Source organism: Solibacillus sp. iso_87, from assembly GCF_056173085.1.
This window is the reverse complement of the sequence record NZ_JBWBUA010000002.1, coordinates 1-10778: the sequence shown is the minus strand read 5'-3', so window position 1 is coordinate 10778 and position 10778 is coordinate 1. Positions and strand designations below refer to the sequence as shown.

Annotated in this window: 11 protein-coding genes; 7 read left to right on the top strand and 4 right to left on the bottom strand. The window is 33.0% G+C overall.

The window, feature by feature from the left end; genetic code table 11:
* Window positions 1-68: 68 nt before the first annotated feature.
* Together AC0VXV_RS20240 and AC0VXV_RS20235 are read left to right on the top strand one after the other, a co-directional pair.
* Entirely contained in the window at window positions 69-767 is a 699-nt protein-coding gene (locus AC0VXV_RS20240) for a toll/interleukin-1 receptor domain-containing protein (protein WP_475531514.1), read from the top strand.
* 409 nt (window positions 768-1176) lie between these two features.
* Window positions 1177-1728 carry a site-specific integrase gene (locus AC0VXV_RS20235; protein ID WP_475531513.1) on the top strand — a complete coding sequence of 184 codons (552 nt, stop codon included), beginning with the start codon at window positions 1177-1179 and terminating at the stop codon, window positions 1726-1728.
* A gap of 110 nt (window positions 1729-1838) precedes the next feature.
* Here the strand turns inward: AC0VXV_RS20235 and AC0VXV_RS20230 are convergent, their stop codons facing one another.
* Both AC0VXV_RS20230 and AC0VXV_RS20225 read right to left on the bottom strand, forming a co-directional pair.
* The gene (locus AC0VXV_RS20230) at window positions 1839-2663 is read right to left on the bottom strand and encodes a GIY-YIG nuclease family protein (protein WP_475531512.1); all 825 of its coding nucleotides are present in this window, start codon (window positions 2661-2663) and stop codon (window positions 1839-1841) included.
* Between the two features lie 682 nt (window positions 2664-3345).
* A complete protein-coding gene (locus tag AC0VXV_RS20225) occupies window positions 3346-3939 on the bottom strand; it encodes a DUF3238 domain-containing protein (protein ID WP_475531511.1) in 594 nt (197 codons plus the stop codon).
* A gap of 224 nt (window positions 3940-4163) precedes the next feature.
* On the opposite strand from AC0VXV_RS20225, the gene AC0VXV_RS20220 reads away from it, so the two are divergent.
* Together AC0VXV_RS20220 and AC0VXV_RS20215 are read left to right on the top strand one after the other, a co-directional pair.
* Window positions 4164-4679: a sigma-70 family RNA polymerase sigma factor gene (locus AC0VXV_RS20220; RefSeq protein ID WP_475531510.1), complete on the top strand. Its 516-nt coding sequence runs from the start codon at window positions 4164-4166 to the stop codon at window positions 4677-4679.
* Window positions 4680-4702: 23 nt separating this feature from the next.
* Window positions 4703-4936 (top strand): hypothetical protein, encoded by a 234-nt coding sequence (locus AC0VXV_RS20215; protein WP_475531509.1) that lies wholly within the window; start codon window positions 4703-4705, stop codon window positions 4934-4936.
* 632 nt (window positions 4937-5568) lie between these two features.
* Here AC0VXV_RS20215 and AC0VXV_RS20210 read toward each other — a convergent pair.
* Entirely contained in the window at window positions 5569-6096 is a 528-nt protein-coding gene (locus AC0VXV_RS20210; protein WP_475531519.1) for a type III toxin-antitoxin system ToxN/AbiQ family toxin, read from the bottom strand.
* A 996-nt stretch (window positions 6097-7092) separates the two neighbouring features.
* On the opposite strand from AC0VXV_RS20210, the gene AC0VXV_RS20205 reads away from it, so the two are divergent.
* The 3 genes from AC0VXV_RS20205 to AC0VXV_RS20195 all read left to right on the top strand — a co-directional run bounded on the left by AC0VXV_RS20205 (window position 7093) and on the right by AC0VXV_RS20195 (window position 10110).
* Window positions 7093-7329, top strand: coding sequence for a hypothetical protein (locus tag AC0VXV_RS20205; RefSeq protein ID WP_475531518.1), 237 nt, complete (start codon window positions 7093-7095; stop codon window positions 7327-7329).
* A gap of 13 nt (window positions 7330-7342) precedes the next feature.
* Window positions 7343-8341 carry a hypothetical protein gene (locus tag AC0VXV_RS20200; RefSeq protein WP_475531517.1) on the top strand — a complete coding sequence of 333 codons (999 nt, stop codon included), beginning with the start codon at window positions 7343-7345 and terminating at the stop codon, window positions 8339-8341.
* Between the two features lie 1196 nt (window positions 8342-9537).
* Entirely contained in the window at window positions 9538-10110 is a 573-nt protein-coding gene (locus tag AC0VXV_RS20195) for a transcriptional regulator (protein ID WP_475531516.1), read from the top strand.
* Window positions 10111-10489: 379 nt separating this feature from the next.
* On the opposite strand, the gene AC0VXV_RS20190 is transcribed toward AC0VXV_RS20195, so the two are convergent.
* Complete coding sequence (locus AC0VXV_RS20190; protein WP_475531515.1) at window positions 10490-10612, bottom strand: hypothetical protein; 123 nt, start codon at window positions 10610-10612, stop codon at window positions 10490-10492.
* Between the last annotated feature and the right edge of the window lie 166 nt (window positions 10613-10778).

The following is a 10778-nucleotide window of genomic DNA, read 5'->3' as shown; positions in this document are numbered from 1 at the left end:
TTATGGTATTATTGTAATATATTGGATAGTGTTTAAAAAATAATAAATCTAGGAGGGAAAGAAGACGAATGGTTAGATGTACAGCTCCAGTAAGAGGGCATAGTTCAGCAAGTGCTGCAGCAAATTGTCCAGCATGTAGAGGCGGATATCGTGGGTATAATTCATATTCTCCGTCTTATTCTTCTATTTCAAACAGTACGGGAAGTAGTAATACAACAATTAGTAGGAGTTCGAGTAGTAGTTCTAGACCGAGATGGTCAAAATCTACTTCTCCTGTAGTTTACACTTCAGCAGAAATCAGAACTCTTACACCAATTCGTAACAAAGTTGAGGAAATAACTGTTGCGAAGCCAGATTTAAGAGATGTTTTTCTTTGTCATGCTTGGGACGATAGGAAAGAATCAGCTAAAGATTTACATGATTTACTTGAGTCTTTAGGTGTATCAGTATGGTTTAGTGAAAAAGATGTCTTGCTGGGTACGCCATTATTGCGAGCTATTGATAAAGGGCTTGCAGCTTCAAAAGTTGGAATCGTATTAGTAACTCCATCATTCCTAAATCGTTTAACAAAAGAGGGTATTGCAGATAAAGAACTGTCTGTATTACTTGCTACAGATCGTTTAATTCCAATTGTTCATGGTACAAGTTATGATGCACTTAGAGAAGTAAGTCCTTTATTAGCATCTAGAAGTGGGTTAGATACGAAGGAAGATTCACTTAAAGAGGTAGCTGAGAAGCTATCTGAATTAGTAACTATTTATGACTAAATTATCTTCCATTGTGACTTTGTAACACCCGAAAGTGTTAAATCCATATAGAAATATGGATTTAACTTGTTAAGAATATGTGAGATTTTATTCAACAAAGGTAATGAGGTAACATTATTCTAGATGTTTATAAACCTTTACTAAAATTGACTTTTGCAAATACTAGTAAAAAGCTGTATAAATAATGCTCGATAAAAAAGCTGCCAATGTTGATACAAAAACGTTGGCAGCTTTTTAGTGTTTTCCAAAATCTATAATAAAGAAAGATAATCGGTTTTTTGAATGTATTAAAATAGATGTATTCGTACATTAAAAACCCTTATTTTATTGAATAGTTACAAAAATTATACAATATGATACATTGGATGTATTATATTGTATTTAATTTGCAAATTAAATGGGGGATTTTATGAAAGAAAAGAACGTGCAGCCTTTGAGAACTGCAAGGGAAATTGAAGATTTTAGATGGGCGTTGTCTCGCTATACTAGTATGCGAGATATATTTTTGTTTAACTTGGGCATTAATACAGGATTGCGGATTTCTGATATTGTGCCATTGAAAGTGAAGGATGTAAGAGGAAAGCAACACCTCTTCATCGTAGAAAAGAAAACGGGAAAGACAAAAAGGTTCTTGCTTCCACGGGCAACAAGAGAAGCTATTGAGGAGTACACAAGAGGTATGAATGATGAAGACTATTTGTTTCCAAGTAGAAAAGGAACGAATCCTATTAGCACGACACAAGCATACAGAACCATGCAAAAGGCTGCAGAGGCATTGGGTCGAGATGATATAGGTACTCATACGATGCGTAAAACATTTGGGTATCACCATTATCAGAAACATAAGGATGTCGTGACGTTACAAATGTTATTTAACCATTCGGCTCCAAGTATTACTCTTAAATATATTGGAATTACATCAGACCAGATTGATGCAACTTTAGAGGACTTCCATTTATAGAGGTGTAAGGTATTATTTGAGCACGATCGAGTAATAATCAAACGAAACTAGGCTTACAGAAACCCATGGGGATACAGAAAAAAAGTCGTAGATGTTGATTTAGACAACATCTACGACTTTGCAAAATAAATTTTAATAAAATCATTGGGAGTTTTAGCTTGCGGATTTTTTTCAATCCAGTTTTCAATATATTCTTCAATTTCTTTTAAACTATTAAATTTACTATATATTTTTTGGGAAAGACATAAGATATCAATCAAACTAAAGCCTTTTGCTAACAACTTTTCATTTAATGTCTTCAAAAACTCAAGCTTATTTTCCTCTATTTGATACCATTCACCTCTGACGTGGTTATCGGAAAACAATTTATGGAAAAATTTCTCTCCCGAAATGCTGTCAAAGGTTGGAATTTTTAATTCTAAACTTAACTCTCCAGGTGAACTAGTTTGAACTGAATTCAATCTTTTTTCAACATTGTTAGATTGCCCTACCTTAACAAAATGATTTGAAGATTCTTTAATAAAATAAACATAACTAATTTGATTGAATTGATGTTTATATTCTTGTATTAAACAACTTTCACAGATAAGACGACCATAATTTTTATATTTTTTAACAGTATTATTGTGAACTTCACTGCAAGAATCACAGACCCATTCTTTTGTTAAATCAATCAGTTTCCAATCCCCTGGTAATAGGTGTAAAATTTCTTTGTAACATGACTTTGTGATATCTCTAATAATTTCCCATAAGTCATCTTGAGTATATTCATTAAACTCATATGGTGGAAGACTTTGGATAAGATCGACACCTTTATATATATTTTTACCAGGAGATCTATAGTTTCCTTCAAGGCAATGTACTGCCATCCCTTTATTTTCTCCATCCGTATTTTTATCCCAAGTGTATGAATTTATTATGAGCCAATTTGCCATTCTCTAACAACCTCCTTTTTATTATCGTTATTATTGGTTAATATATAGTATTTATACATTTAATTTAGAAGTTTGATAGAAAAAATTGGAAAACTCAGTACGCCTTACAAAAAGCAGTAGTTGCTCTTGGACGAAAGTATATTGGCATGCATACAATGTGAAAAAGGTCCGGGTACCATCATCACAAGCAGTAATGAAATATAGATATTCTTGAATAAAAAGAGGAGTAGCAATTGCTACTCCTCTTTTTATTCAAGAATTTACTACTTTGGACCATTTAAGGAATATTAAATATAAAATTATTGAAAGTCCTGCTACAGGTAAGTGAAAGAACCAAATTCCTCCGAATAGTAATAACTTTGTTAATGGATAGCTAAGTATTAAAGTTATTATTGCTCCTAATATATAGTTAAGGGATTTGGATAATTGAAAATTTTTCTGAAGTATTTTATAAGATAAAAAGCCTCCAATTGCACTAATAAAAATTGCTATAATAAATAACCCTAAATAAGTTATATACATGGTGAAACCCCCTTTTTATAAAAAAATTATAAATAATTATTAATTTTTAATAATTTCATAGTATAACACTTTTACTATTAATTAAATCTATAGATTTTTTATTTAAATTTAAATAAAACAGACGACTTATAAAAACTAAGGTCGTCTGTTTTTATTACTATTATGAATCGTATGAAAGTCCTTTATCTACGGACTTCGTCATACCAAGACCAAGTGAAAATGGTGTATCCCCTGTTTTTCGAGGATCGTAAGAATAAACTAGTTCTGGTCCTTTACTTTTACCCTCAATATTTCTCCAGAATTCTAAGGCTGGAAAAGCTGTATGTTTTCCGGTAATACGAACACTGCCTACTCGTGTTACTTTCAAAGTAAATTCATATTTAACAGGTGGTGCAATAATTACTCCCGGGTTTGCAACAGCATGTGTAAGAGTAATGTAAAGAGCATCATCACTACCTACTCTTGTTGTGTAATTAATACCATTAGTAGAAGCTGTACCTTCATCATAAGTAGCTAAAAGTTTGCCAGTTTTATCATATACGTGAGAGATGGATGGTTTAATCGTTTTACTTGATGTTATAGAATAATTTGATGTATCGATTTGTAAATTCACAGAAGTCCGATATGCTAATGTGGACCATAGTGGGTTATCTCGACTGTCTCCTTTGTAGTAGTAGTCGTAATACTGGTCACTGTGGTAACGAACTTCAGATTGTGGAATCCATGCTCGTAAACGTAGATTGACTTTTGCCATATAAAAAACCCCTTTTAATAATGTTAAGCACTTATTTGCACTTACGATAATGAAAGGGGAAGTAAAAGAGTTTCTAACAACCTATTGATATTATTATTATTATTATTTTTAAAGGTTGTTTTTTCTTTTTTAATTTCCCCTTTATAATAAACAAATAAGAATAGGGCCATTTTTTTTTGGGTATAAACCGAACATAAGTTCTATTTTGGGGGGGTAGAATTAAATTGATACCAGAAGAAGATAAAATTTTAAAAGATTTCTTAAATTTGAATGAAAATAAACTCTTATATAGGGCGTATTTGGAAAATCCTAATATTGAGGTTAAGAAAGAGTTAGACAGTCGATTTCGAAAACACTTTTATCTCGTCCGTTGTATTAGTTATTTTTTGAAAATAATTCATTTTGAAAGTAAGCATTTTGATAAAAAACAAAGAAAAAGAAATGAAAAATTTCAACTTATTTTAGATAAAGAAACTGAAGAAGATAACAAGATAATTGATTTAGTTCCAGATAATAAAACTCCAGAATATTTGGCTTTAAATTTAGAAGATTTGGTGGAAAATCAGGATTTATATTATGCAATACAAAACTTAAATAATAAACAAAAATTGCTTCTTAATTTGATTTTTATTGAAGGATTGAAGGATACAGAAATTGCTGAAATGTTTAATATTACTCAACAGGCTGTAACAAAGATGAAAAAGAATGTAATTAATAAACTTAAAAAGAAACTGAAGTAATGTAAAAAGGAGGATTCTTTAATATGCAATTAAGTGAAAAAGATATTGATTTCATTATTCACAGAGTGCAGCCAAAGATATCTGCTTCTTTGTTACAAACTCATCCTAGTTATAGAGAGGATTTAGAACAAGATTTAAAAGAAATGATTGTTCAAAAAATTAAAGAAGAAAAAATAGATAGTAATGTTCCTGGTTTCTTTGAACACTTAAATAAAATCAAAAATCTCCCCCACATAAAGAATGAATTCAAAGAGTAACAATTAACCTTTAAAAATTCGGATTTTTAAAAACGATGATTTGGAAAGGTAAGGTAATATTTCAACCAATGGGGCATGTTGAAATATTATGATAATATGGATTGAAAAAGGGGGCATGTCTGTGGTTTATCTGACCATTTTGTATATATTTGTTTTAGTGGTGTTTATAAGTGCTATTGGTGGTTTTCTGATATATAAAGTAACTCACAATTTTTTTAATGTTGGATTATTTTGTAAAATATTAGGGGGCGTAGTATCTTTAGTTCTAAGCTACTTAATAGCCTTGATGATATTTGAAGGGGTTTGGTTCTTTTCTTTACCTATGGTAGTGATGGCGATAGTAGTATATATCGCGTTCCTTTTGTTTTCGAATGGTAATTTGGTATTGATAAAATGGGTAGGAATAATTGCGTTAACTTTGTTTATTGCAGTACATGTTTATTTAATCATAGCCACTATTATATTAAATTAAGTGTTTTAGTGTATTTAAAATTTCATAAATGGTTCCTAAACAAAAGGTTGGGAACACATCAAAAAGCCACGAATGTTGTGATATCAACGTTTCGTGGCTTTTTGATGTGTTCTTCACTTTGCATTTGTTTAGTTCATGTTCCAGTGATCTTGAATGCTATTTAGTTTAGTACAGGAATTGGTGATTTCCCAAAATTAGCATACTCAGATTCTAGTTTTACATAATCTACACATAACCCTTTAAAAAAATCTTGCTCTTTTACTACTACTTGAGAGTGTACTTTTTTTGCTTTTTTCACAATAGACTCTAAGTTTTTTTTTATATAGTCATATTCTTTATAAAGTAATCGTTTGTAATCCTCACCTTGTTTTTCAAACTCGACATAAGTAAGTTGAGATTCGAGAGTTGGATGCATATTGTTAATTTTTAAACAAGAAATTACTTTATTGTTATCATCTTCATCCTTAATTTTAAAGGTAACTTGATTATTCCATTTTGAATCATACTGAGAAGTTATTGGAATTATGTAATTGTGACCATTTAATTTTATACCTACTGATACACTAGGTCTTTCTTTGCCGTCCTTTTTGCTTGGAGATATTTTGCTATCAAGTCCCATTAAGTATGTATTGTAATCTTCATTCACAAAGAAAAACCTTACTTTTCCTTCTTTAATTCCATTTGACAATTCCTTTCCTCCTAAAAAAAGAAAGGACAGCTATTTTTGCAGCTGCCCCTTCTTTTTGAAAATTCGATGTGCAGTTATCGTTGGGTTACAACAGTTGGGAGCACTACCCCAAATTTATAGGGTACATTTATCGTTGGGTTACAACAGTTGGGAGTACAACCCCAAATTTATAGGGTACATTTATCGTTGGGTTACAACAGTTGGGAGTACAACCCCAAATTTATAGGGTACATTTATCGTTGGGTTACAACGGTTGGGAGTACAACCCCAAATTTATAGGGTACATTTATCGTTGGGTTACAACGGTTGGGAGTACAACCCCAAATTTATAGGGTACATTTATCGTTGGGTTACAACGGTTGGGAGTACAACCCCAAAACCTTGATTTATATTACCTAAATTATACAACATAATATTCATTTAAGACAATAAATTTAACTATTCTTTTTTATTTTCTTTAAAACCATCTTAATGTACATCCAAATCGCCTACTCTAAAATCCATCTCTAAAGTTTTTAAAATTGACCAGCTATGTAAAACGTGTGCTGGTACCAACACTGCTATTGTTTATTTTTATCTTTGTAAAACCACATTTTTTTATATAGTTTTTTTAGAAAATCGTTATTGATACATAAATAGTTGTATAGAATGGATTATTAAAAATAAAAAAGGGGGCTGCTTTTAGCTATGGGAACTGGAATTATAAATTGTAAAAAAAAAGGACTATTGCTAGATAAGGAAAATAGGATTCGTATATAGGCGATGATGGAGATGCGTTAGCATCAGTTGCGAGCAACTGCATAGCAGGGGCGATTGGTTTTTACATCTCGCTGTGTGAGATGGTCGTCAAAGACGACAGGGTTTAATGTTCGTTTGCGAACATTTTGCAGCGATCAGCTGCAATAGATTTTGAACTTGGAGCAAATATAATTTGCGAACCGGCTATTGCGACATTAATAATCGCGTTTTTTTTAGCGATTATTGGAGGAATAGACGGTGAGCGAGATAAAAAAATTTATTAGGAGAAAAAAGATCTTTAACGAAGGACAACAAATGGAAAAACAACAGGAATTCATTAATACCAATGGTTTGAAAGATGTAATAATTCAGCGAACGGTTGGGGCACGTCACGCTCTATTTATGCTGCTGAACATAATCTCAACAAAAAATAACTGTAATTCAGTTTATTTGTCATGCCATTCATTTTTTTTAGTGGCAAGACAAATAAATTGAAAGGAGGGGGGCTATGTCAAAATCAAAAAATATACGCCAACAACTCCGTAGTGAGTTGCACACACAATTTAAAGCAGGTTTAGGACGCTCCAGGCACTCTGATAAGATCCTTAATAGTAATCAGCCTATTTATAATCGAATTTACAGCGATTTGAGTCTTAAAACGCATTTGAGCCGTATTGAACAATTTGCGAAGTGGGTTAAGGATAAGCATCCTGAAATACGGAATTTGCAGGGAATTACGAAAGATGTTGCAGGGGAATATCTTCAACGTCAACGAGATGAGGGGAAATCAGCCTATACGATAGGTTCGGATATGCTGGCGATCAATCGTGTTCAAATTGGGAGTGGCTATTGGAATGAAGCGATAAAGAAAAGTGATTACAATCTACCTAGACGCTCTTTTGCTGATTTACGTAATAATAATTCAAGGATAAATAGGAGCCATGAGCAGCAGCGAGAAGATGCTCGTATGCGTGAGCGTTACAGAGAAGTTCTTCTTTATGGACAGGCTTTCGGATTAAGACGTTCAGAGCTTGTACCATCTGATAGTCGTCAAACGGTTGCTGGTACTCGTAGTTTATATGAGCATGACGATAAGTTATATCATGTGACAACAGGCAAGGGAGGGCGTTTGAGAGCGATTGAATGTCTTAAAAGTCACGAATCGGAGATTCGTGCAGCCTATGGGCATCACATACAGCCAATGCCTGATTATCTATGTAAAGACCATCACTCTAAAGGCGATATTCAGAAGTTCAGAAGTGAACATAAACAAGGAAAACTGTTTTTTGCAAGTTTAGATAGGTCTTTGCGAATTCATGTGGAATGTCGTCAGTATTATGCTATGAATAAACTTGATGAAATTCAGCAGGACCAATTATTTGCAGAAGAGCGATTGCATGATGTTAATCGAATTGCCATATCACAATCGGAAGCTGATTATATTAGCAAACAGCTGGGGCATGGGGGAGATCGTTGGGATGTTTTGCAGCGTTATTTAGGACGATAAAATATTTTAATAAGTTTTTTAATATTTGAATCAAATAGATATATAGAAAATGGTGGTTATTTATCTATTTTTTTACGAAAGTAGTTGTGAATCTAGTAGTTTATGTATATGATAATTAACAAATACATAAATGAACGAAAAAAAAAGCTACTCGTCAGCGTTTCAGAAGGGACGGCAATCCCTAAAGATTCTCGGAGTAACTTTATAAACAGGTGATTCGCACTCACTTGTTTTCATAAGACCATCTTATACGATTTTTTAGTGATTTACAACTAGTAAATCACTAAATATAAAAAAGAGGCTAGTGGAAACGATGAAAGTCGAATTCACTAGCCTCTTTTTCGTTTGGAATAAGTTATTAATTAATGAATGTATCTGACAAGCAGAAGTCTTATAGATACAGAGCATGAAGGCGTTTTAATTAATAGTGTAACGTGGTTTACAGGAGCACACGTAAAAAACTGCCACGCCTAATCAGCGTGAGAAGGCCGTTAGATGGCGACGTACTCATTTTGTCTTGAATAGCAAGGTGAGTATAATTCCCAGATAGATTTAGATAATCTTATCGGAGCATGACCTGTCCTGTTTGGGGGCGTTGGAAGCTTGAAATAGCAGTCGGTAATAACAGACCTGGGCGACTTGGCGAAAGCCTGAACCAACGACACGTGAAAGCGTGTGGGATTTAATGATGAAACGGATACCATGATGGCTAAACCATCGTAACGGATAAACAACACTAATTCCTCCTTGTAGCAATAAAATTAATTGTTTTTATTGTTACAGGGGGGGGAGTGAGCCGTTTGCCAATCCAACTGCCCATCGTAAGGGTAAACTTTAAAGAACACAAGCAAAACATCAAAAGAAAAAGGCGAACGAAGGGGCTGTCTTTAAGGATATGTGTGTCTTGATATAACAAGGTTTAATAAGAGATAACAACCGAAAAATATAAAGGATTTTATACAGAAACACGTGGGGCTGTTGAGGGCAGCTTCTTCTAATGGTGATTATGTAAATTTAATGTGTTTGCACTTGAATGAATAAAACTTAACAAATAATTGTTAAGTTAAGCGATAATTATTTATATTTTTGGGGGGTGAAGTTGCGATCAGCACCAGCGAATAATATTTTAGGTTTACATATTACTTAGGTTGTAATTTATAATTAATTTAGGTATTTAAGTTTTTGGAGGTGTAGAAATGAACTCAACAGTGAAGAAGCTTACCCCTAAACAAGCATCCGATTTTTTGGAGGTTGGAAGCGAAGTATTAAAGAAATATGCTTTATTGTTGGAGTATAACGGTCATAACATCGGTCGTAACAGTATGAATCACCGTTATTATGTAGGAGAAGATCTTGCTTTAATTAAGGCTATGATTGTTTTAAACCGTGAAAAATCGGTACCTCTGGAGGAAGCTGCAAGTATCGTTACAAGCAGTGATACTGATATTGAAGCTATAATAGGGAATACCGTTACATATAACGCTGATATTGAACCGTTACATTCCGTTATACCGTTACAGATAATGCATGAATTGCAAGCTGTAAGGACTTTCTTGGAAAAGCAACAGGAGGATAATTTAGCTTTAAGGGAAGAAATTCAAGGGTACGATAAGTTTCTTCAAGATTTTGAAAATCGAGTTTCAAATAAGTTGGATGAGCAAGTTGAGTTAATTAAGCAGCAAAATGAGCAGATCAGGAATTTAAAGAAAGCATTGAATGAAGTTAAGGAGCAACCAAAGTCCGTTTGGGCTAGGTTGTTTGGTAAATAGACTTTGGTTATAAAAAGGAGTGACAAGGTGAATGCAATTGATCTATTACAATGATACAGGTCGAGATGTATTAATACACCCAGCTACCTATGTATATGGATGTACAGCTGATAGAGACATTATCAGACCGTCAGAGCGATGTTTTTTTACGTTACCAGAGGGTGTGACGCCAGAAATTAAAATGTGGGATTATGGTGACAAGGGGCTTAGTGTTTTAGTGATACCAACAAAGGATAATTTAGCTTGAGTGATTTAACTCAAGCTTTTTTTGTATAGATTTGTTTTGTTAATGAACAAAAAAGAAGGGATTATATTTTAGCAGGGATGGTGGTATTCATTCGTAGTTTTTTTATTTGATTCTATAATCTCATTAATTGAGCTATTTTTGTTTAAGCAGAGCGATTGCCTTATCAATTTTCTTAATTGTGTTATCAAATCCAAAATTAGTTACTTTGGTGTGAGGTTGTGTAGATTTTCTTTTTGTATTACGTTTTAAGGCCATGTTTGCCCCTCCTGTATAGCTTTTTTATTAAATTCTTTTTTAAGACAAGGTTGGTTCAATTTTAACATTAGATAACGTTCTGAGATGCTGTGAGAAATTATTTTAAAGAGGATTGTTCGATAGACTAGTTCCCGTCATAGAAATAGCTTCCTTTTTTTTCTTTGTG